Origin of the sequence: Rheinheimera sp. (genome assembly GCF_030824435.1) — a bacterium.
Taxonomy (GTDB): Bacteria; Pseudomonadota; Gammaproteobacteria; order Enterobacterales; family Alteromonadaceae; genus Pararheinheimera.
In genome coordinates this window covers 1-19329 of record NZ_JAVBXS010000091.1, presented here as the reverse complement: position 1 = coordinate 19329, position 19329 = coordinate 1, and the positions used below count along the sequence as shown (strand labels likewise).

Genomic DNA, 19329 nt, shown 5'->3' with positions numbered 1-19329 from the left:
TAATAAAGGTGTTAGTATAAGCGGCGATTTTACCTGAGTTTCAGTATTCTGACAGCGAACCCTATGACAAAACCTAACAAACTCTTTTCCTGGCTTGGCTTTGGTAAAAAACCAGCAGCTGCGCCTGATGCAAAAAATACCACTGAACAGGCGGTAGCGCCTGCTGTGGCAGAGCCAGAGCTGTTGCCAGTGGCAGCACCTCAACAAGCACCGGTTACAGCACCAACTGAGCCGCAACTGGCAACAGAAAACAGCACAGTAGCAAGCACGCTCAACACAGTGGCAGAACCTGTGGCAGAGGCTTTGATACCTGCGGCTGAAATAGTGCCAGAGCCGGCGCCAGAAGTGCTGACAATAGCACAGCCAGCAGCAGAGCCTATAGAGACAACGGTGGCTGCAGAACCAATTGAGCCAGCGACAAAGTCTTCAAGCCCGGTGGCTGACAAAGTAGAAGCCCCACAAGCTGAAGATAAAACCCCGGAAACAACAGCGGTAGCAGCAGATAAAAAACCAGGTTTTTTTGCCCGCCTCAAACAAGGTTTAAGCAAAACCAGCCAGAACCTTGGCAACGGTTTAGCCAGTTTGTTCTTGGGCAAGAAAATAGATGACGATTTATATGAAGAGCTGGAAACCCAGCTGCTGATGGCTGATGTGGGTGTTGAAACCAGTCAAAAGCTGATTAAACAGTTGGTGCAACATGCCGACCGGCGTCAGTTAAAAGATGCCGACAGCCTGTATGAAAAATTACAACAGGAAATGGCTGAGCTGCTGGATGTGGTGGAACAACCACTGCAAATCCACAACAATGACGGCCCTTTTGTGATTTTAATGGTGGGTGTGAATGGTGTGGGTAAAACCACCACCATCGGCAAAATGGCGCAGCAGTTTAAATTACAGGGTAAATCTGTGATGTTGGCGGCTGGTGATACTTTCCGCGCCGCTGCTGTTGAGCAGTTGCAGGTGTGGGGTGAGCGTAACCAAATTCCGGTGATTGCCCAGCATTCAGGTGCTGACAGCGCTTCGGTGATATTTGACGCTTATCAGGCCGCTAAAGCGCGCAAAATTGACGTGCTGATAGCCGACACCGCAGGTCGTTTGCAAAACAAAGCCCATTTAATGGAAGAGCTGAAAAAAATTGTCCGGGTGATGAAAAAAATCGACGGTGCAGCGCCACATGAAGTGATGCTGACTTTAGACGCCGGTACTGGTCAAAATGCCTTGAGTCAGGCAAAGTTGTTCCACGAAGCTGTTGAACTGACAGGTATTTCACTGACCAAACTGGACGGCACCGCCAAAGGCGGCGTTATTTTTGCCATTGCCGACCAGTTTAAGTTGCCTATCCGTTACATCGGTGTGGGTGAAAGCATCGACGACCTGCGGGTATTTAACAGCAAAGATTTTATCCGGGCATTATTTAATAAGGAATTCTGAACATGCTGCGTTTTGAGCAGGTCAGCAAAGGTTACAGTGGCGGTTTTGTGGCATTGGACAGGGTCAGTTTTGAACTGGCCAAAGGTGAAATGGCATTTTTAACCGGCCACTCCGGCGCTGGTAAAAGTACCCTGCTTAAACTCATCAGTTTGATTGAACGTCCATCGGCCGGAAAAGTATTTATTAACGGTGTGGATTTAAGTGCAGTCAAAGCCAGACAAATCCCTTATGTGCGCCGTGACGTTGGCATGATTTTCCAGGATCACCGGCTGCTAATGAACCACAGTGTGTTTGACAATGTGGCTTTGCCGCTGGTGATTGAAGGTTTTACCGGTCGCGAAATGGCCAAAAGGGTGCACGCGGCCCTTGATCAGGTTGGGCTGCTGGATAAAGCCCGCTGCCTGCCAGCCACTTTATCCGGTGGTGAAGCACAGCGGGTGGGTATTGCCCGTGCTGTGGTGAATAAACCACCGCTATTGCTGGCTGACGAACCGACCGGCAATCTGGACCCTGATTTATCCAAAGACATTATGCGGGTGTTTGAAGCATTTAATCAGGCCGGTGTTTCGGTGTTGGTAGCAAGCCACGACCTTGGACTCATTGCCCGGATGCGCTACCGCACTATGACACTCAAAGGCGGCAAGATGATCAATGATGGTCTGACGCATCAGGAGGACGGCGAATGAGTATGTTGTTTGCCGGCCGTGCTGTCGGTGCCACTGCCAGTCAACCAAATTTGCTGCAAAAATTGCTGCGTGCTGTGCTCACCCATGTGCGTCAGGCGGTCACTAGTTTAGGTGAACTGTGGCGTAGCCCACTTTGGGCTTTGATCACAGTTGCCGTGCTTGGTATCAGCATGACCTTACCTACCACTTTGCATTTGCTGGTCAAAAACGTACAGCAGGTGAGCCGCAGTTATGACCAGTCTTTTGAAATTAGTTTGTTTTTAAAAAATGACGCCAGTGCAACCGATATCGCCACCCTAGTGACCTTATTGCAAGGTGACAATCAGGTCGCCAAAGTGCGGTTAATTGATAAAGCTGCTGCTATGGCTGAATTTAAACAACAATCGGGTTTTGGTGAGGCTTTAGCCTTTTTGGATCAAAACCCTTTGCCTGATGTGCTGCTGGTCACGCCAAAATTAAATCAGCCAGCAGCTGCCGAAGCTTTAATGCACAAGCTGGAAAAAGAACGTTTTGTTGAACTCGCCAAACTCGATATCAGCTGGCTGGAGCGTTTAGCCGCACTGATGAACCTGATGCAACAAGCGGTTTATACCATTGCTGTTTTGTTGTTAAGTGCTGCTTTGCTGGTGATAGGCAATACCATCCGTTTGTCGATTATGGACAAAAAAGCCGAAATTGAAGTGATGAAACTGGTGGGCGCCACCGACGCTTTTATTCAGCGACCTTTTTTGTATACCGGTATCTGGTTAGGTGTTTTTGGTGGTTTTTTGGCTTTTGTGGTGGTCGAACTGATGCTCTGGTGGCTGCAAGGCGCTATTGCGACTGTCACTCAGCTGTATCAAAGTGATTTTGTATTGCGCTCCCTGAGTCTGCATGAGTTTGCTTATCTGATGCTGATAGCGGTGAGCCTGGGGCTGGTCGGTTCTTATATTGCAGTGCGTAGTCATATTAAGGCGATTGAACCTTAATTTGCAGCGCTCAGAGCTAAAATTCTGAGCGCTGTTTGCTTTATTTAACTGCTTCTTTGTTGTCTTCGTCTTTGGCCGTTAACATCAAGCCATGCGCCCACTGCACTGCTTCCAGATAAACCGGACTTAAATCTATGGCCTTGTTGAGAACTTGCCTGGTCAATTGTTGTTGTTTTTCCCAGTTGGCCTGTTCAAAAGCTTTGGCCAGTTCCAGATATTTGCCAAGTCTGCCGCTGTGCTGCAATAACGCATTTTTTATTTCCGGTAAGATAGGTAAGTCATCCAGCAATTCGGCCAGCGGCTGCTCTAATAAAGCGTCAACCAGCGAAAATAAACCTGTTAAAAATGCTGTTGGCGGATTCGCCGGATCCTGATTTAGGTTTGCCAGCTGGTCGCAAAATCTGGCGCGCACCACTGACATATTTAACAGTTCACTGCCGTTGTTTTCACTTAAGTTGGCCAAAGCCAATAAAGCGATAAATTTTTTCAGCTCAGCTTCGCCCATATACACCATGGCGTGTTTTAACGAACCAATAGGTTTTTCGCGGGCAAAACTGGCACTATTCACAAACCGCAGCAGTTTGTAAGACAAACCTAAATCCCGCTCAACAATTTGTGATAGCTGGTCAAAATCCAGCTCAACTTTGCTCGCTTCTGCAATTAACAACATCAGATTCAGTTTGCTGCTGGCAATTTTTTTATGTTTCAGCATTTCTGGACGGGCAAAAAAATAACCCTGAAACAAATGAAAACCCAGCTGGCGTAGTTTGTTAAATTCGGCGGCGGTTTCGACTTTTTCTGCAAGTAACACAACGTTGTAGTGTTTTATCCTTGAGATGTATTTGCTGATCTGCAGCAGATTAAACTGCTGTACATCCACTTTAATAATGCTGATATAAGGCAGGAAAATGTCCCATTTGGGGTCAAAATCATGGTCGTCCAGCGCCAGCTGATACCCCATACGGTGCAGTTCACGGCAGGCTGTCAGTAATTCCCTGCTGATAGGCACTGTTTCCAGAATTTCAATCACCATACTTTTAGGGTTAATAGAAGTCGGGAAGTGATGGATCAGCGTATCGGCGGAAAAATTAATAAATGCCAGCTGGCCACCGGTGATTTTTTCCACCCCCATCAGAAGATGGTGTTCAGTGATGAGTTTTGAAGTGGCTTCGTCATCGTTGATATTGGGAAAAGCATTGGCTTCACCGTCCCGGAATAACAACTCGTAACCATATAAATTTTTGTTGTTATCCAGAATCGGCTGACGTGCCATATAACAATACATGCTGCAACTCCTACTTCACCTTCGATGTTGCCAAAGGTCATGCGATTAGTGGCTGATGGATCAGGGTTTTGTGGCAAAAGATTGGGCTGATGAGCTGAGCATATCGTAAAAATCTAAAGTAACTTATGCTTTGATATTCTGAAAAATGGTCCTTTATAAGATTCGGATCTTAAAATGATGGAACTTCGTTTAGCACTCTCAATCAAAGAGTGCTAAGATGATTCCACTTAAATCCGAGCAGGAGCTGTTTATATGACAAAAGCATCCCAACTTATGACACTGTCTGTCGCTGGTAGCGGAAGCCTGGAGGCTTATACCCATGCGGTCAGCAGTATTCAGATGCTGTCTGCCGAGGAAGAACGCGCGTTAGCCGAACGCCTGCAGCAGCATGGTGATTTAGAAGCCGCCCGTCAGTTAATTATGTCGCATTTACGATTTGTCGTGCATATAGCCCGCAGTTATTCAGGTTATGGTCTGCCTATTGGTGATTTAGTGCAGGAAGGCAATATTGGCCTGATGAAAGCGGTCAAGCGTTTTGACCCTACAGTGGGTGTACGTTTGGTTTCTTTTGCGGTTCATTGGATCAAAGCTGAAATTCATGAATTTGTGTTAAAAAACTGGCGCATCGTGAAAGTGGCCACCACCAAAGCACAACGCAAGCTGTTTTTTAACCTGCGTAAAGCTAAGAAAAACTTAGGCTGGTTTAGTCAGGAAGAAGTGAAAAACGTGGCTGAGTCTTTGGGTGTACCAGAATACGAAGTGCGTGAAATGGAATCGCGTATGAGCAATCACGATATGCCTTTTGATGCTCAGGACGACGATGACGAAAGCAACTTTAATGCGCCGGTATTTTACCTCCAGGATAAATCTTCTGACTTAGCCAACAACTATGAAGAAGATCAGTCAGAAGGTGCCGCAGTTGATCGTTTGCAAGCGGCGGTCCGCACTCTGGACGAGCGGAGTCAGGATATTATCCGCGCCCGCTGGCTGGATAACCAGAAATTGACATTACAGGAGCTGGCTGACCGTTATCAGGTTTCTGCTGAGCGGGTACGTCAGCTGGAAAAAAATGCGATGAAAAAGTTGCATGCCGCTATGGTGGATGCTGCTTAAGTTAGCAGTGAGTGGCAAAAACAAAGGCAGCTTCGGCTGCCTTTGTTGTTTTTTATACCAGGCCCAATATCAGCGCAGCAATAACAAGCCGCTCAGTGGTGCCACATCAGCTTTATCTGCTGGCAGAGTGAATAAAAAACGCCAGTCGGCTTGGGTTGTTGCTGTTGTAGGTTGGCTAAAACCAGGCAAGTTAATACGATAGGGCGGGTGCCACTGCAATGCTTCTGCAGTTATTGGGTCGGCTATTGATACATCAACCGCCGTTCCTTCCGGCAGTTTTAACCTTTCATCTGCAGTTGGATAGACCAGACTGACTGAACCGGAGCCTGCAATACCTGCAGCGCTGGATGGAGCTTGTGGTGATAACTTCAGTTGTCGTTTAGTGCTGCTGGCGACATAAGCTGTGCTGCCCGCTATTTTTTCTGAAATGACAACTTTGTCAGGCGTATTCACTTTGTCTGAATGAACAACTTTGGCTGGCTCAGCAACCCCGCTATGTTTAGCCAGAGTTACAGGTGCTGGCAGCGCCAATAATTGTGACACCGGCACCAGTTCAATACCTTCGGCTTTAAGCCTGGCGAGATTTTTCCGCAAATATTGATAAGTTTCAGGGTAGGGATGGCCAATGGCAATAGCGCTGCCTTGTTGTTTTGCCAGTTTTAACAACTGGGTAAACTGCCGGTCCAGTGCCTGATACGATTTGTCGTTATCCAGAAAAATATCCCGGCTGCGGCTTTTGACACCATGCTGCTTTGTGGCGGCAGCAACGCTACTTCGGTTGGTAGTTTTGCTGTCGATAAAATACAGTTGCCGCTCTGCCATCACCTGCATAGTCCAGTCCATAGGTGCGCTCAGACTGGTATACAAACTTCCCATATGGTTGTTCACACCAATGGCTTGCGGTACCTCAGCCAATGCCTGCTGTAAGGCTTGTTGCACCTGGATTTTCGACATTGTTTTGCGCAAAGCACCTTTACCCAACAGATGATTTTGCGCTACGGCTTCCATTGGCATATGCAACATCACTTCTTTTTGTTGTGCTGCGGCAAGTTGTGCCATTTCTTTGCCCTGAGGGGTAAAAGGCATCACGGCAAAAGTCAGCTGATAAGGCAGGCGGATCAATAAAGGGTCGGCTTTCTGAAAACCGATATCATCAATAATAATGGCAACTTTGGGTGGTAAAGTTTGGGCAGCAACACTGACTGAAAAAAGCGCCAACAAGGATAAAAAACGGAATTTACACACAGAAGGTTATTTCACCGCCAAAACGCTGCACAGCTGCAGCAGGACCAAAGATACGCTGCTTATTATGCCTGACTAAGGCGCACGCAACCAGCGTAAAGGATTGACGGCAGAACCTTTTTGTCTGATTTCAAAATAAAGCCCCGCATCATTTTGTCCGCCACTCTGGCCCACCAGCGCTAAAGTGTCACCGCTTTTTACCACTTCTCCCGGTGTTTTTAACAAAGACTGGTTATTACCATACAAACTCATCAAGCCATTGCCATGGTCAACCACAGTGACCCAGCCATAACCTTTGAGCCAATCGGCGTAAATCACCTGACCATCGGCAATGGCTTTTACTGCAGTGCCTGTTGGTGCCTGAATAATAACGCCACTTGCTGTCATACCGCCGCCATGACGAGCGCCAAACTGCTGGCTGATAGCACCTTTGACTGGCCAGGGCAAAGAACCTGCTTTACCTGTATTTTTTAATCTGCGGTTGGCAGCCTGGGCTTTTAACTTGGCAAGCGTTGCCTGCAGGCTTTGTTCGTTGCTTTTTAAATAATCCAGTTGTTGTTTTTGATCCTGCAATAAAGCCTGTAACTGTTGTACTGAATCATGTTGGCTTTTACGGGCAGCAGCCAGTTCTTGCTGCTGAGCGGTTAACTGAGCCAACCTTTGTTCTTGTTCAAGTTGGTTGGCTTCGCTTTGTTGTTTTAGTGTCGCCAGCTCGTCAACCGTGGTTTTAAGTGCCGTCAGCTGTTGCATTCTGGCATTATTAAAATACTGGTAATAAGTTAACAAACGTTCGAGTTTGGTGGCATCTTGTTGATTTAACAACAGTTGAGTGTAGTCATGGCCACCTACCTGATATGCAGCTTTCACCTGAGAAGCCAATAACTGCTGCTGATGTTGCCGTTGGTGTTCCAGTTGCTGTTGCTGTTGTTCCAGCTGTTGTTGCTGTTGCTGCAAAGTTTGCAGCTTGTCTTGTTCTGTCCGGACTGCATTGCTGGCATCGGCCAGCACCTGATCCGCTTTTTTCAGCTCTGCCTCAGCCCGTTTTAACGCCTGACGTTGGTTGCGGCGCTGGCGTTCTGTCTGTTTAATTTCCTGCTGCAAAGACTCCAGCTCTTTACGGGCGCTGGCGGTACTTTGTTGTGCCTGTGCTTCAGAAACACTGACTGTGCTGAGCAATAACAGGCTCAGCAGCAGCGGTGCAGAAAACAAGGATCGGATAGGCATTTTCAATTGAGTTTAAACAACAATTTACCGGTCATTTCGGCTGGAACCGGCATGCCCATCAGTTGCAGCATGGTCGGCGCTATATCACTTAAAATGCCACCTTCAATCGCTGCGGCCGGCCGGCCAACATAAATCAGCGGCACAGGACCACTGGTATGGGCCGTATGCGCCTGACCTGAATCATGGTCAAGCATTTGTTCGGCATTGCCGTGATCTGCGGTAATAATACATTCACCACCAACAGTGGCTAAAGCATCCACCACCCGGCCAATACAATGATCAACAGCTTCCACCGCTTTAATAGCAGCCGACAAAATACCGGTATGACCGACCATATCGCCGTTTGGATAGTTACAGATAATCACGTCGTATTTGCCGCTATGAATGGCTTCCACCAGTTTGTCTGTGAGCAAAGTGGAGTTCATCTCGGGTTGTAAATCGTAAGTGGCGACCGAAGGTGAAGGCACCAGAATACGTTCTTCCCCCTGGAATACCTCTTCACGGCCACCGCTGAAAAAGAAAGTCACGTGGGCATATTTTTCTGTTTCAGAAATACGCAGCTGGGTTTTTTGATGTTTAGCCAGCCATTCACCCAACACGTTGTTCAGGCTGGTTGGCGGGTAGGCCACCGGGGCTTTAATATCAGCGGCGTATTCGGTCAGTTGTACAAAAGCAGCCAGCTTTGGCTGACGGTTTCTGTTAAAACCCTGAAAATCACTTTCGGTAAAGGTGCGGCTGAACTGGCGGGCGCGGTCGGCACGGAAATTCATAAAAATCAGCGCGTCACCATCCTGCAGCAACACCGGCTTGCCGTCTTGCCCCAGAATCACACTGGCCTTCACAAATTCATCGTTTTCGTCGCGCTGATAAGCGGCATCTAAAGCGCTGATAGCGTCGTTAAATTGATAATCTGCTTTGCCATCAACAATTAAATCATAGGCTTGTTGCACTCGGTCCCAGCGTTTGTCGCGGTCCATTGCAAAATAACGACCAATCACAGAGGCAATCTGACCTTTGCCAAGTTCAGCAAATTTTTGCGCTACCAGTTTTAGTGATGCTTTTGCACTGCGTGGTGGGGTGTCGCGGCCATCTAAAAAGGCGTGCAGGTAAATAGCGCTGGCGCCTTCACGGGCAGCCAGTTCAATCATGGCGATTAAATGTTCTTCGTGGCTGTGTACACCACCTGGCGACAACAAGCCCATTAAATGCACGGCTTTACCGGCATTGGCGGCGGCGCGTACTGCGTTCAACAGCACAGGATTCTGATAAAAATCACCATCCTGAATGGCTTTAGTAATGCGGGTAAAATCCTGATACACCACCCGGCCAGAGCCCAGATTAACGTGGCCCACTTCGGAATTGCCCATCTGGCCTTCAGGTAAACCAACGTCCATGCCTGAACCGGAAATCAGGCTGTGTGGATAATCACGCCATAATCTGTCCATCACCGGTGTGTTTGCCTGCAGTATGGCGTTGTCTGTTGGATCTTCGCGATAACCCCAACCGTCTAAAATCAGAAGTACCAAAGGTTTAACCGACATTGTCATCACTGCTCCGCGTCTTGTTGCTTGATCATCATTTCAACTTCATCTTACCGAAATTTGCCGGCGACTCCAATCGTCCTTGTTCAGTTATTGTGCAACCAAAGCATAAAGAGCGGTAAATTCGGCCTGAGGCACAAAGCACAGGGCTGTTTTTGGCCCTGAAAGCCGTTATACTCGGCGCCAAATCATCGCATGACGGAAGCTAAATTTATGCAACAGTACCTCGAATTTGCCGGTAATCATCCTTATCTCAGTCTGGCCTGGGCAGGTATTTTAGTCGCACTGCTGGTTAGCTGGGTGCAGTCATTAGTGTCAAAAATTCAGTTTGTTACACCAACTGAGTTGACCATTAAAGTGAACAGAGAAGATGCCCAGCTGCTTGATATCCGCAGTGCCGACGATTTTAAAAAGGGTCATATCACCGGTGCCCGTAATATGCCACTGGCGCAATTTGCCGCTCAGCTGAATACCCTTGAAAAAAATAAAGACGCACCCATTATTGTCATCTGTCAGGCCGGTATGTCGGCACAAGGCGCAGCAAAGCAGCTGATTCAGGCTGGTTTTAGCAAGGTGGCGGTACTGCGTGGTGGTATGGGTAAATGGCAAGAAGCTAACTTACCTGTGGTGAAAAAATAACAGGATTTGCAGTTATGACTCAGGCCAGCGTCACTATTTACACTAAAGCTTATTGCCCGTATTGTGTTCGCGCAAAAGCACTATTAACCGCTAAAGCTGTGCAGTTCCAGGAGTTCAAAATTGATGAACAACCTGAACTTCGCCCGGACATGATCAATAAAGCAGGTGGGCGCAGCACAGTGCCGCAGATTTTTATTGATGAACAACATATAGGTGGCTGTGACGATCTCCACGCGCTTGAAGCGCAGGGAAAACTGGACACTCTGCTTTTTAAATAACAACATTCAATTCAGCTAGGACACATCATGGCCGACGAACAAAACACTTTAGCTGCAGATGCGCAGCAGGCTCAATTTGCAATTCAACGCATTTATATCAAAGACGTTTCTTTTGAAGCACCAAACTCTCCGGCTATTTTCCGTAAAGAATGGACGCCTGAAGTAAAATTAGATTTGGACACCCGCAGTGAGAAACTGGATGACAACACTTTTGAAGTGGTGTTGTCGCTGACTGTGACTGCCACTATCGGCCAGGAAACTGCCTTTTTGTGTGAAGTGCAACAAGCCGGTATTTTTTCAGTGCCTGCATTAACTGATGCACAAATGGCGCATATGCTGGCAGCCTTCTGCCCGAATATCCTGTTCCCTTATGCCCGTGAAGCGGTATCAAGTCTGGTCAACCGTGGTACTTTCCCACAACTGAACCTGGCTCCGGTCAACTTTGACGCTCTGTTTGCGCAATATATGCAACAGCGCCAGGCTGAAGCGCAAGCTCAGCTGCCAAACTAATACTGCCTTTTTATGTCTGCGGCTATCACAGTTCTAGGCGCCGGTTCATACGGCACAGCGCTCGCCATTTGTCTGGCGCGCAATGGTCATCAGACCCTGTTGTGGGGCCGCAGCCAACAAGATATTGCTGCGATGCAACAAGATCGGATCAACCACAAGTATCTGCCGGATATTAAATTGCCGGATACTTTGGCGGTGACATCCGATTTGGCTTCGGCCGTTTCGGCCAGTCAGAATGTGTTGGTGGTGGTGCCAAGCCATGCTTTTGCCGACACCTTAAGGCAAATTAAACCTTATTTGTTGCCGCATGCCCGGGTGGCCTGGGCCACCAAAGGTTTAGAGCCGGATACCGGTCGTTTATTACAGGATGTTGCCCGCGACATTCTCGGGGACGATGTGTCTTTAGCCGTGTTGTCAGGCCCTACTTTTGCCAAAGAGCTGGCGCAGGGTTTACCTACAGCAATTTCTCTGTCGTCCACCGATCCTGAATTTATTACTGTGCTTTCTGATTTATTGCATTGTGGCCGTACTTTCCGGGTTTATACCAATCCCGACTTTATTGGGGTGCAATTGGGTGGCGCTGTGAAAAACGTCATTGCTATAGGCGCCGGCATGGCCGATGGCATTGGTTTTGGTGCCAATGCCCGCACCGCACTCATTACCCGTGGTTTGGCCGAAATGTGCCGTTTAGGTTGCGCTTTAGGTGCACAAAAAGAAACCTTTATGGGCATGGCCGGTTTGGGTGATTTAGTGCTCACTTGCACTGACAATCAATCGCGCAACAGGCGTTTTGGTTTGTTGCTCGGGCAAGGTGCCGGTGTTGAAGAAGCGATGGCTTCTATCGGACAGGTTGTTGAAGGTTACCGCAATGCCAAAGAAGTCTTTAACCTGGCGACCCGTGTGGGTGTTGAAATGCCTATTACGGAGCAAATTTATCAGGTGTTGTATCAGGGCAAAGATGCCCGCGCAGCTGCGATTGATTTGCTTGGTCGGGAAAAACGCGATGAATAACAAAAAACCGGCTGTTAGCCGGTTTTTTGTGTGTTCTGTTCAATATGCAGAATTTTGCTGATTTGGCTGGCATTTTGCGCCTGACCAAATAAATCTCCGGTGCCAAACTGGCAACCCATCACATGTAATAAATAGCCTTGCATCTCGTTGTCAATCTGTTGCGCCGACACCTTCAGCTGCTGCGATGCTGCCAGACGGATCAGGCAACTGCATAAATGTCGTTTTTGATCATCAGTTTCCAGTTCAGCCACTGCGCTGGCGGCGAGCACCACCCCTGTCCAGTATTGCTGTTGCATTAAAAACAGCGGTGTCTGACCACTGCCAAAATGCAGCCACCACAACGAAAAACCAGCTTTAGCCAGGGCTTCCATTTGTTTGAGTGCCAGACCGGGTTGCTCCAGGTAGTGCGCTTCGTCGATCAATAACGAAAATAAAGCCGGATCCAGCTGCCATTCCTGTAAATGGTGCAACAGATAAGCCACCAGATCGGGTTGTTGTAATTGCAGCGCCGATAACTCCAGCTGCACTGCAGGCACAGTTGTGCCTTGTTGACGCCATTGCCAGAGTTGCTGGCACAGTTGCTGAAATTGCCAGCGTTCTATTGCCAGTAACTGATGGCTTTGCGCCGCCACTGCGGCAAATTGCGGCAACCACAATAAACCACGTTTTGGCGAATGCCAGGCCAGCTGCACTGTTAAAGCGTGCAACATGTGCTGTTCCAGCTGGTAACTGGGCAAATAACAAAGTTCAAACTGATATTGCCGCAGCGCCTGTTCCAGTTCATCGGCAGTTTGCCAGTCTGCCGGAGCCGCCAGTCCGGGTTGTTGCCAGAAAGTGATGCATTGTTGTTGTTCAATCCCTTGTTGCAAAGCCCAACTGGCATGATGCACCAAAGTTTCGCTGTCTGTGCCGGCCTGTGGATAAACAGCCAGTCCGATATAACACTGCACTGACACTTCAAAGTCGGTTAAAGGGCAGGGGTTCTGTAAACTTATTTGTAATTGCCGCGCCAGTTGCCACAGTGCTTGTTCTGCCTGTTGCTGGCAATGTTCAGGTTTAAAGATTAACGCAAAACGACGTTCGGAAAATTGCCCAAGCACTGCTGAAGGAGGCAGATGTTGTTGTAATTGTTCAGCAACCCAACATTCGAGGATCAAGGCCTGCTGATTACCAAATTGCTGCCGGATCTGATTAAGTTCAGTCAGTTCCAGCAAAGCAACAGCACAATTGCGCTGACTGGCCTGACATTGTTTTAACACAGGTTCCAGCTGTGCCAGCCACAAAGTGCGGTTTGACAGCCCTGTTAAAGCGTCGTGTGTGCTGAGTTGTTGCAGCTGGGCTTGTTGCTGTTGTTCGGCGCTGATGTCATGTTGCACCACCAGATAACGGGGGGCGTCTTTGTCAGCGAGTCTGGTGATCCAAAGTTGCATGGCTCTGGGTTCGGGTTGGGTATTAAGCCAGACCACACCATGCCAGTGCTGCTGATACTGCAGTTCGGCGGCAATGTCCGGCCAGGCAGGCTGCTGACAATATTTACTTTGATAATACTGGGGTCTGTTGCCTTCCTGCCATTGCAGTTTGGCCGCGGCCGGATTGGCCTGTTGTAAGTTAAAATCCGCATCTGCCAGCCAGACAGCACAAGGACAGTTGCTGAAAAAACTATCCAGCGACAATTTTTGTACCGGCGTTAACCTTTGTTGTGACCAACGTTGGATCAGCACCAGTGCCAGGATCAGTACCAAACCTATACCTGGTGCCGACAAAACAAAAGAGCTGGCAAACTCCGTGTAGCTACTGTGCAACATAACGCTTTCCCTGCTTACATATGTCCCGAAATTATTGGTGACACTAAGCTAAATTACCAGCACAGTACCTTTTTATAATTGTGCTGTTTTGTGACAGGCTGGCAAATTTGGGTATACTGCCAGCCTTCTAAGCTGGCGTGCCTGAACGCTTTATTTTTTAGCAACGACATTTGTAGCAGCGGAAATCTTCTTTATGTTTCACATCGCCTTGTTTGAACCTAAAATTGCGCCAAATTGTGGCAACATTATCCGGCTGGCGGCCAACAATGGTTGTACTTTGCATTTAATTGAGCCTTTAGGTTTTGATTTTGAAGAAAAAAAGCTGCGTCGGGCCGGTTTGGATTATCATGATTTAACCAGAGTCAGCCGCCATGCCAACTATGCCGATTTTTTACAGGCGATGGGCGGCAGACGAATTATTGCCTGCACCACCAAAGGCAGCAGACCGCATACCGAAGTGCAATATCAGGCTGGTGATGTGTTGTTGTTTGGCTCTGAAACTCACGGTTTGCCGGACGAAGTGCGCAATGCTATTGCGCCTGAGTTTCGTATCCGGATCCCGATGATGGCCGATGCCCGCAGTTTAAATCTGGCCAATGCGGTGGCCATTATCAGTTATGAAGCCTGGCGCCAGCAGGGGTTTGCCGGCGCGGTTTAATCAAGTTGCGGGAGAGATGATGAGCAAAGCCGATTATCAGTTGTGGGTCAGGCGTTCAGGTTATCTGACGCTTTTGACTGCCCTTGCCATTGTCGCTTTAAAACTGACAGCGGCCATTATGACCAATGCAGCTTCAGCGCTGGCATCTTTTATGGATGCGTTGCTGGACGTGCTGGTGTCCACCCTGAATTTTATCGCCTTGCGTTATGCACTTAAACCCGCTGATGAAGAACACCGTTTTGGCCATGGCAAAGCAGAAGCCATTATGGCGTTATTTCAGGCGGCGTTTTTAACAGGTGCTGCTGTGTTGTTGTTGTATCAGGGCGTGAGCCGTTATTTCAGCCCTGAACCTGTGGGCGCGCTTAATAGCGGTATAGTACTGACACTTATTTGTACCGGTTTAACTTTGACGTTGGTGCTGGTGCAACGCTGGATCATCAAAAAAACGGCCTCCCTGGCCGTCAAAGCTGACTCTGCACATTACAGTGGTGATGTGCTGATGAATCTGTCGGTCATTGCTGCATTGTGGCTGGTCAGTAACAGTGTGCTGTGGGCTGATGCCGTGATGGCTGCGCTGATTGCGTTATATCTGCTGTGGACGGCCTGGCAATTGGCGCAAGAGAGTTTACGGCATTTGCTGGATGAAGAGTTGTCAGAAAAAGAGCGTGCACAAATTGTGGTTGTGCTGCATCAGTTACCGGAAGTGTTTGGGGTGGACCAACTGAAAACCCGTCAGGCCGGTGTGAAGGTATTTGTGCAGTTGCGGTTATTGTTGTCTGATCAACTGTCGTTGTTGCACGCACACGATATTGTCGACAATGCAGAGCACAAAGTGGCGGCTTTGTTCCGTGATGCCGAAGTCATTATTCATGCTGATCCTGTTTCTGTGGTGCCTGTGCCGGAATATCCGCGACCTGCAGCAAAAACTGATTCACAGCTGTAAACCACAAAGCGCGGATCTCGTCAGTTTCAGTTAAGAGTTCATGACGGGCGCCAGCAATAGTAACTGCAGGTAATAACGGCTGTTGTTGTTGCCATTGTTGCCACAGCAGCAGTTGTTGCCTGTTATCAATCACAGTGTCTTCTGCACCCCTTAATAAAAAACAAGGGATCTGCGGTGCCCGCCGTTGTTTGAGCTGAGTGCAAGCCTGTAATGCTTCGGCCAGCCAGTGCCAACTGACGCCGCCAAGCTGGTAAAGCGGATATTGCTGATACAGCTCCCTAAACCATTGGTAACGCTCAGCACAATGACTTAAATCATTGTTTAAAAAAGGCCGGTTCTGATAAGGCCCCTGACCCGGCAAATACCAGGGCTTATTGCTTAATGTACCGTTCACAGCGCACATCATTTTGACCACTAAGGGGGCTATTGCCGCTGGCAGTGGGCTGGTATTGATGCCCCACATGGGGGAGCTGAACACTGCAGCTTTAACCGCTGTTACGCTCTGTTGTTGCAGATAACGGGCTAAAATGGCGCCGCCCATCGAATGGGCAACAGCCAAAAGTGGCAACGAGCAGGCAGGTTGTATGATGGTATCAACAAACAATTTTAAGTCGCTGGCATAGTCGTCAAAGTTGTCGACATAACCCAGCTGACCGTCGGGCAATAATCGTTGTGAAGCACCCTGACCTCTGTGATCCAACACAAAAACCTGATAACCGCAGCTCAGTGCATCGGCAATAAATTCTGCATATTTGTGGCCTGCTTCAATACGGCCGGGCACCAGCAATAAAGCTGCCCTGGCAAGTTCAGGTTGCCAGCAGCTGTAATGCAACCGGCAGCCGGCTGTGCCGACAAACTGCTGATGTTGCCCTTGTTGCCATAATAGCTTGAATGCCGTATCTGCCTGACCTGAACTGAAATCAGTCTGATAAAACGTGGCTTTCAGTGCCGGGAATAAACTCAAGAAATACTCCTGTTGTTCAAGGTCAATTCGATGCAGAGCCCACCCGCAGCAGGCAGACTGGCGCTGATAAAACCACCATGCTGGCGCGCAGCCTGAGCGGCAATTGCCAACCCAAGACCTGTGCCGCCGGTGGCGCTGTTGCGGCTGTCAGACACCCGGTAAAAAGGTGCAAAAATCTGCTCCAGACAGTCTGGCGGAATGCCGGGCCCCTGGTCACAGATCTGTAACCTGGCCTGTTCTGCGTCCTGTTGCAAGCTGAACATAATAGCAGCGCCATTCGGGCTGTATTTAATGGCGTTACGTAACACATTTTCAATAGCACGGCCTATCAGTCTGCTGTCACATTGCAACAGACAGCGTGGTGGCGCATGCAAAGTCAGCTTTAGTTGTTTTTGTTCTGCATCTAACTGATTTACTTCAAATATTTCTTCAATCAATTCCACTAAATCCAGTTCCTGCCACTGCAGTTGGTACTGGCCTGCGTCCAGCCGGCTAAAGGTTAACAGCTCGTCCAGCAGCTCATCAATACGTTCCAGCTCCTGTTGTAACCTTGGCAATTGTTGGCCGCCGCCCTGGCGTTGTTCCAGTGCAATAGCCAATTGGGCACGGGTTAAAGGTGAACGCAGTTCGTGTGAAACGTCACGTAACAGCCTTTGTTGGTTCTGTAATAAGTCACTGATTTTGCTGGCCATCAGGTTAAAACCCCGGCTAAGCTCGCCAATTTCATCAGCACGGCGCGCCGGTGCTTTAACGCGGGCCTGTAAATCGCCGGCGGCAAAATCGAGGTTTTTTTGCTTCAGCAAGCGCAGTGGTTTGGTAATGCTGAGTGCCAGCACAATACTGGCCAGTGCCGACACCAATAACAGCAGCAGCGGCAACAGATATTGTGGTAATGCCATTAAATCCAGGCCGGGGCTTTGTGGTCTGGCTCTTTGTTGATACAACGCCAGCGGCGTGCCTTTAAAATTGACTAAAAATGGCCCGGCCAGCAGTGTATTGCGGTGTAATAACAATCTTGGTTTATCCAGTTGTGATAGTTCTGTCAGCCAATGCTGATCAAAATTGCGCGGCAGAATTTCGCTGTTCAGCACCTGATTGGTTTGCGGGTCTACCACTAGCCAGCGATTACGATCCCTGCGGTTGATACGTCTGGATAAGTCTTCAATGGAATCGGCCCTTTGTAAGGATTTAAACAAAGGTTCCAGCTGATGAGCGGCGTCATGCGGCAGGCGTCGTATTTCTGTATTGTCACTCAGGCCGCGGGCCAGCAGCCAGGCCGCGCCCATCGTCAGCAACACGACCAGCCAGAACCAGGCAAAAATGCGGACTGCCAGATAACGCATTGGATTGAGTGACATCAGCGTCATGATTGCTCCAGAAATAAATAACCACTACCGCGCAGGGTCTGAATTTTTTCTGTGTTATCGGCCACTGCGAGTTTTTTGCGGATATTGCTGACATGCATATCCAGGCTGCGGTCATATTGTTGCAAAGGCCGGCCCAGTACTTCTTTACTTAAGTCTTCTTTGGTAATCACTTTGCCGGCGTTTGTCATCAGGTGATCCAGCAGCTGAAATTCGGTGGCGGTCAGCAGTATAGTGATTCCGGCACAATGCACCTGACGGTTTTGCCGGTTCAGCTGCACATTGTTCAGTTCCAGCAGGTTAGTGACATGAAGGGCGGGGGGCTGTTGTGCCAGTTCTACCCGGCGCAGAATGGCCCGGACTCTGGCGCTTAATTCCCTTGGGTTAAAAGGTTTGGCCAGATAATCGTCGGCTCCAAGCTCCAACCCGACAATACGATCTATATCATCACCGCGGGCGGTCAGCATCAGCACAGGGCAATAGCTTGACTGGCGCAACTGTCTGAGTAACGACAAACCATCGAGCCCTGGCAGCATCACATCAAGCAAAATCAGCTGATACTGGCCGCTTTGTGCCAGTTGCAAACCAGAAACGCCGTCGGCAGCTCTGTCGAGGCTAAAACCGTCCAGCGTCAGATAATCAGTGACCAGCTGACTGAGCTCATGGTCATCATCAATAAGCAGGATTTTTTGGTTCATTGCGCATCCTCAGTACCACTTCACTGGCAGTTTAAAGGCCTGACACAAAGCGACAATGCTCTTTACACAACCTTTACCCATGCTTGGCGTTGCTTTGCATTACACAGAGTATGCTTGTTTCATCGCTGTTTAGTCCAGCAGGAACACAGCGCAACCAAACCAGACAAGTGGAGTGTAAAATGAAAAAATTCAATCTGTTAGCCTTAGTTTTATCATCAGTGTTGTTGACCGGTGTCAGTACTGCTGTTGTGGCTGGTGATCATCAGCGTGGCCACGGCGGGCATCTGTTTGCCGATGGTAAAATGTTTAAAGGGCTGGATTTAACCGATGCACAAAAAGTGCAGGTGGAAACTTTATTAAAAGCCCATCGTGAGCAAATGATTAATAAAACCGAACGTTTTGCCATGCATGAAGAATTGCAGGCGGCCTTAAACAGCGACACTTTTGATGAAGCCGGCGTCAGGGTGATTCTGGAAAAACAACAAGCGAAAAAGCTGGAACAGGAAGTGGCGAAGCTGAAGTTACAGCACCAGTTACGTGCTGTATTAACACCAGAGCAAAAAGCCAAACTGGATGAACGTAAAGCTAAAATGCGTCAGCGTATGCAGGAACATATGACCGAGAAAAAAGCTGAGTCTGGTAGCGAATAATGGCAAAACCCGGCTTGGGGCCGGCCAAAGTCAGTTGGCAGCACGCCAGGTTTATCTGGTCGCACTTCAGACACCTTGTCAGCACAAAACCGGCTTAGCCGGTTTTGCTTTTTCTGCAGCAAAAAGCAGCACCGGCTTTGCTGCTGTTTACCGGCAATCAACATGAATCAGCCATAGATGCAGCAATGACAGTGTTCGCTATGGTCACAATTGCCCAGCTTAAATAAAATCTTGCTGGTTAAATGTTAAAAAAATCATGGTAATAGAAAAATAATTGGAGTAATCACTTTAAACGACAACTGTCGTTTTGCTGCCGTCG

The 19329-nt window shown here is 48.6% G+C and carries 19 protein-coding genes; 11 read left to right on the top strand and 8 right to left on the bottom strand.

What is annotated here, in order from left to right; all coding sequences use genetic code 11:
- Positions 1 to 63: 63 nt before the first annotated feature.
- Genes ftsY through ftsX form a run of 3 tightly spaced genes read left to right on the top strand, consistent with a single transcriptional unit; the run spans position 64 to position 3085 of the window.
- A complete protein-coding gene (gene ftsY, locus RCH83_RS15230) occupies positions 64 to 1431 on the top strand; it encodes a signal recognition particle-docking protein FtsY (protein WP_306523635.1) in 1368 nt (455 codons plus the stop codon).
- Positions 1432 to 1433: 2 nt separating this feature from the next.
- On the top strand, positions 1434 to 2117 hold the full coding sequence (gene ftsE / locus RCH83_RS15225; protein WP_306523634.1) for a cell division ATP-binding protein FtsE: 684 nt from the start codon (positions 1434 to 1436) through the stop codon (positions 2115 to 2117).
- Entirely contained in the window at positions 2114 to 3085 is a 972-nt protein-coding gene (gene ftsX, locus RCH83_RS15220; RefSeq protein ID WP_306523633.1) for a permease-like cell division protein FtsX, read from the top strand. The genes ftsE and ftsX overlap by 4 nt, the downstream gene beginning before the upstream one ends.
- A gap of 40 nt (positions 3086 to 3125) precedes the next feature.
- Here ftsX and RCH83_RS15215 read toward each other — a convergent pair whose 3' ends face one another.
- Positions 3126 to 4370, bottom strand: a complete 1245-nt coding sequence (locus RCH83_RS15215) for an EAL and HDOD domain-containing protein (RefSeq protein ID WP_306523632.1) — start codon at positions 4368 to 4370, stop codon at positions 3126 to 3128.
- A gap of 252 nt (positions 4371 to 4622) precedes the next feature.
- Between RCH83_RS15215 and rpoH the strand changes: the two genes are divergently transcribed.
- Complete coding sequence (gene rpoH / locus RCH83_RS15210; RefSeq protein WP_306523631.1) at positions 4623 to 5483, top strand: RNA polymerase sigma factor RpoH; 861 nt, start codon at positions 4623 to 4625, stop codon at positions 5481 to 5483.
- 69 nt (positions 5484 to 5552) lie between these two features.
- Here rpoH and RCH83_RS15205 read toward each other — a convergent pair whose 3' ends face one another.
- The 3 genes from RCH83_RS15205 to gpmM form a co-directional block, all read right to left on the bottom strand.
- Positions 5553 to 6728 carry a divergent polysaccharide deacetylase family protein gene (locus RCH83_RS15205; protein WP_306523630.1) on the bottom strand — a complete coding sequence of 392 codons (1176 nt, stop codon included), beginning with the start codon at positions 6726 to 6728 and terminating at the stop codon, positions 5553 to 5555.
- 72 nt (positions 6729 to 6800) lie between these two features.
- On the bottom strand, positions 6801 to 7949 hold the full coding sequence (locus RCH83_RS15200; RefSeq protein WP_306523629.1) for a murein hydrolase activator EnvC: 1149 nt from the start codon (positions 7947 to 7949) through the stop codon (positions 6801 to 6803).
- A 2-nt stretch (positions 7950 to 7951) separates the two neighbouring features.
- Positions 7952 to 9496: a 2,3-bisphosphoglycerate-independent phosphoglycerate mutase gene (gene gpmM, locus RCH83_RS15195; RefSeq protein WP_306523628.1), complete on the bottom strand. Its 1545-nt coding sequence runs from the start codon at positions 9494 to 9496 to the stop codon at positions 7952 to 7954.
- Between the two features lie 207 nt (positions 9497 to 9703).
- On the opposite strand from gpmM, the gene RCH83_RS15190 reads away from it, so the two are divergent.
- The 4 genes from RCH83_RS15190 to gpsA are packed head-to-tail and all read left to right on the top strand — an operon-like array spanning position 9704 to position 11928.
- Positions 9704 to 10129: a rhodanese-like domain-containing protein gene (locus RCH83_RS15190; RefSeq protein WP_306523627.1), complete on the top strand. Its 426-nt coding sequence runs from the start codon at positions 9704 to 9706 to the stop codon at positions 10127 to 10129.
- Between the two features lie 14 nt (positions 10130 to 10143).
- Positions 10144 to 10407: a glutaredoxin 3 gene (gene grxC, locus RCH83_RS15185; RefSeq protein ID WP_306523626.1), complete on the top strand. Its 264-nt coding sequence runs from the start codon at positions 10144 to 10146 to the stop codon at positions 10405 to 10407.
- A 27-nt stretch (positions 10408 to 10434) separates the two neighbouring features.
- On the top strand, positions 10435 to 10917 hold the full coding sequence (gene secB, locus RCH83_RS15180) for a protein-export chaperone SecB (protein WP_306523625.1): 483 nt from the start codon (positions 10435 to 10437) through the stop codon (positions 10915 to 10917).
- Positions 10918 to 10929: 12 nt separating this feature from the next.
- Entirely contained in the window at positions 10930 to 11928 is a 999-nt protein-coding gene (gene gpsA, locus RCH83_RS15175) for an NAD(P)H-dependent glycerol-3-phosphate dehydrogenase (RefSeq protein ID WP_306523624.1), read from the top strand.
- Positions 11929 to 11942: 14 nt separating this feature from the next.
- Here the strand turns inward: gpsA and RCH83_RS15170 are convergent, their stop codons facing one another.
- Positions 11943 to 13733, bottom strand: coding sequence for a bifunctional diguanylate cyclase/phosphodiesterase (locus tag RCH83_RS15170; RefSeq protein WP_306523623.1), 1791 nt, complete (start codon positions 13731 to 13733; stop codon positions 11943 to 11945).
- Positions 13734 to 13926: 193 nt separating this feature from the next.
- Here RCH83_RS15170 and RCH83_RS15165 point away from each other — a divergent pair, with 193 nt between their 5' ends.
- Positions 13927 to 14391 (top strand): tRNA (cytidine(34)-2'-O)-methyltransferase, encoded by a 465-nt coding sequence (locus tag RCH83_RS15165; protein ID WP_306523622.1) that lies wholly within the window; start codon positions 13927 to 13929, stop codon positions 14389 to 14391.
- 19 nt (positions 14392 to 14410) lie between these two features.
- Positions 14411 to 15334, top strand: coding sequence for a cation diffusion facilitator family transporter (locus RCH83_RS15160; RefSeq protein ID WP_306523621.1), 924 nt, complete (start codon positions 14411 to 14413; stop codon positions 15332 to 15334).
- Here RCH83_RS15160 and RCH83_RS15155 read toward each other — a convergent pair.
- From RCH83_RS15155 to RCH83_RS15145, 3 genes are read right to left on the bottom strand one after another with little or no spacing between them, the layout of a single operon-like run.
- The gene (locus RCH83_RS15155) at positions 15255 to 16298 is read right to left on the bottom strand and encodes an alpha/beta fold hydrolase (protein WP_306523620.1); all 1044 of its coding nucleotides are present in this window, start codon (positions 16296 to 16298) and stop codon (positions 15255 to 15257) included. The genes RCH83_RS15160 and RCH83_RS15155 overlap by 80 nt on opposite strands.
- Positions 16295 to 17665: an ATP-binding protein gene (locus RCH83_RS15150; RefSeq protein ID WP_306523618.1), complete on the bottom strand. Its 1371-nt coding sequence runs from the start codon at positions 17663 to 17665 to the stop codon at positions 16295 to 16297. The genes RCH83_RS15155 and RCH83_RS15150 overlap by 4 nt, the downstream gene beginning before the upstream one ends.
- Positions 17662 to 18360: a response regulator transcription factor gene (locus RCH83_RS15145; protein WP_306523616.1), complete on the bottom strand. Its 699-nt coding sequence runs from the start codon at positions 18358 to 18360 to the stop codon at positions 17662 to 17664. The genes RCH83_RS15150 and RCH83_RS15145 overlap by 4 nt, the downstream gene beginning before the upstream one ends.
- Positions 18361 to 18539: 179 nt before the next feature.
- On the opposite strand from RCH83_RS15145, the gene RCH83_RS15140 reads away from it, so the two are divergent.
- On the top strand, positions 18540 to 19010 hold the full coding sequence (locus tag RCH83_RS15140; RefSeq protein WP_306523614.1) for a Spy/CpxP family protein refolding chaperone: 471 nt from the start codon (positions 18540 to 18542) through the stop codon (positions 19008 to 19010).
- Positions 19011 to 19329 lie beyond the last annotated feature (319 nt).

Bases quoted from the DNA above. Each gene is read 5' to 3' on its own strand.
- RCH83_RS15145 (WP_306523616.1), bottom strand. From the start codon at position 18,360: ATGAACCAAAAAATCCTGCTTATTGATGATGACCATGAGCTCAGTCAG.
- RCH83_RS15165 (WP_306523622.1), top strand. From the start codon at position 13,927: ATGTTTCACATCGCCTTGTTTGAACCTAAAATTGCGCCAAATTGTGGC.
- gpsA (WP_306523624.1), top strand. From the start codon at position 10,930: ATGTCTGCGGCTATCACAGTTCTAGGCGCCGGTTCATACGGCACAGCG.
- RCH83_RS15140 (WP_306523614.1), top strand. From the start codon at position 18,540: ATGAAAAAATTCAATCTGTTAGCCTTAGTTTTATCATCAGTGTTGTTG.
- gpmM (WP_306523628.1), bottom strand. From the start codon at position 9,496: ATGACAATGTCGGTTAAACCTTTGGTACTTCTGATTTTAGACGGTTGG.
- RCH83_RS15200 (WP_306523629.1), bottom strand. From the start codon at position 7,949: ATGCCTATCCGATCCTTGTTTTCTGCACCGCTGCTGCTGAGCCTGTTA.
- ftsX (WP_306523633.1), top strand. From the start codon at position 2,114: ATGAGTATGTTGTTTGCCGGCCGTGCTGTCGGTGCCACTGCCAGTCAA.
- grxC (WP_306523626.1), top strand. From the start codon at position 10,144: ATGACTCAGGCCAGCGTCACTATTTACACTAAAGCTTATTGCCCGTAT.
- secB (WP_306523625.1), top strand. From the start codon at position 10,435: ATGGCCGACGAACAAAACACTTTAGCTGCAGATGCGCAGCAGGCTCAA.
- RCH83_RS15150 (WP_306523618.1), bottom strand. From the start codon at position 17,665: ATGACGCTGATGTCACTCAATCCAATGCGTTATCTGGCAGTCCGCATT.
- RCH83_RS15170 (WP_306523623.1), bottom strand. From the start codon at position 13,733: ATGTTGCACAGTAGCTACACGGAGTTTGCCAGCTCTTTTGTTTTGTCG.
- rpoH (WP_306523631.1), top strand. From the start codon at position 4,623: ATGACAAAAGCATCCCAACTTATGACACTGTCTGTCGCTGGTAGCGGA.
- ftsE (WP_306523634.1), top strand. From the start codon at position 1,434: ATGCTGCGTTTTGAGCAGGTCAGCAAAGGTTACAGTGGCGGTTTTGTG.
- ftsY (WP_306523635.1), top strand. From the start codon at position 64: ATGACAAAACCTAACAAACTCTTTTCCTGGCTTGGCTTTGGTAAAAAA.
- RCH83_RS15190 (WP_306523627.1), top strand. From the start codon at position 9,704: ATGCAACAGTACCTCGAATTTGCCGGTAATCATCCTTATCTCAGTCTG.
- RCH83_RS15215 (WP_306523632.1), bottom strand. From the start codon at position 4,370: ATGTATTGTTATATGGCACGTCAGCCGATTCTGGATAACAACAAAAAT.
- RCH83_RS15160 (WP_306523621.1), top strand. From the start codon at position 14,411: ATGAGCAAAGCCGATTATCAGTTGTGGGTCAGGCGTTCAGGTTATCTG.